Raw genomic sequence first — 1,327 nt, forward strand, 5'->3', positions numbered from 1 at the left:
GCCGGGCATGTGCCCGCCGCCAAGAACTAATCGAATGGCCCAGATTTACTTTGCGCGCCGACGCGCGAAGTGGCTCACATTTCAATTGCGTTTGACAACGTCGATGATGGCGCGCATGAAGGAGCTGGAGGCGGAGAACGCCCGGCTGCGCAAGATGTACATCGATGTAATGACCCAGCAGAACCTGCTCAGGTTAAGCGGCTAAAGCAAATGTCTCAGCCGGAGTCTTCATGCCGAGCGCTTGGTGTATTGACCCAGCAGAACCTGCTCAGGTTAAGCGGCTAAAGCAAATGTCTCAGCCGGAGTCTTCATGCCGAGCGCTTGGTGCGGTCGTCGGTCGTTGTAAAAGCGTATCCAGTCGCCGATGACGCGGCTGGCATGTTGGATCGTCTCGAAGCGGTGCCGATGCACGCATTGTTCCTTGAGCGTGCGGATCACCCGTTCGATCATGCCGTTCTGCTGCGGGCAGTGCGGCGTAATGAACTCCTGGCGCAAGCCGTAGCTGCGCACGAGGGCAGTGTAGCTGCGCGAGGTGAAAACCAAGCCGTTGTCCGAGCGCAGGAGAAACGGCATCGGCACGCGCCCCAGCGTTCCGAAGCGAGCGATCAGAGCGTGTTCGAGTGCAGCACCCGCCGTGCAGGCCCTACCGCTTCGCGACAGATGCCAGCCAAGCAACTCACGTGTGTGGCAGTCGATCACCAGCGCCAGCGTTGCCCAGCCGTCCCGTCCGGCCCACACGCGACACAGGTCCGTAGACCAACGTTCATTGGGCATCGTCGCTACCGAAGGCAGAGCCTGGATCCGAGGCCTGAACCCGATCGGCCGCTTGCGAACCTGCCAGCCCATCAACTGGAACACGCGCTGCACGGTGTTCTTGTTGAACCCCAGCAGGTGCGCCACCGTTCGTAAGCATCCGGGCAATACCGTCTTGACCGGATGCGTTACTGGGACCGTTTAAAGGCTAACGTTCCAGGGCAGCAGCGCCGCGACGTCGTTGACGGGATGGTCGGCGATCACGGTGAGCACGTGGCGCAGGTAGGCCTCGGGATCGATCCCATTGAGCTTGGCCGTTTCCATCAAGCTGTACATGGTGGCGGCCCGCTCGCCGCCGCGGTCCGACCCCATGAACAAGTAATTCTTGCGACCGACGGCGACGCCGCGCAGCGCGCGCTCGGCAGCGGTGTTGTCGATCTCCAGTTCGCCGTCATCCAGATAGCGTGTCAGTGCCTGCGTAAGCACCCCCGTCAAGTAGACAGCGGCCGATAGAGATTCGGAGCGTGGGTTAACCGGGGCATATACTGCGCCGGCGGGACGCCACCCAACGCTT

The 1,327-nt window shown here is 61.6% G+C and carries 2 protein-coding genes and 1 pseudogene; 1 reads left to right on the forward strand and 2 read right to left on the reverse strand.

The genetic code is table 11. The features are described 5' to 3' along the window. Window positions 1-205, forward strand: a pseudogene (locus ABD104_RS30130) (hypothetical protein); the annotation flags it as partial. Between the two features lie 68 nt (window positions 206-273). Here ABD104_RS30130 and ABD104_RS30135 read toward each other — a convergent pair. Both ABD104_RS30135 and ABD104_RS30140 read right to left on the reverse strand, forming a co-directional pair. Further along, window positions 274-900 (reverse strand): IS3 family transposase, encoded by a 627-nt coding sequence (locus ABD104_RS30135; protein WP_343928879.1) that lies wholly within the window; start codon window positions 898-900, stop codon window positions 274-276. A gap of 54 nt (window positions 901-954) precedes the next feature. After that, the coding region (locus ABD104_RS30140) for a transposase domain-containing protein (protein ID WP_343928880.1) at window positions 955-1,327 on the reverse strand (373 nt) is incomplete at its 5' end.

The sequence above is a fragment of the Pigmentiphaga daeguensis genome (genome assembly GCF_039523035.1).
GTDB classification, from domain to species: domain Bacteria; phylum Pseudomonadota; class Gammaproteobacteria; order Burkholderiales; family Burkholderiaceae_B; genus Pigmentiphaga; species Pigmentiphaga daeguensis.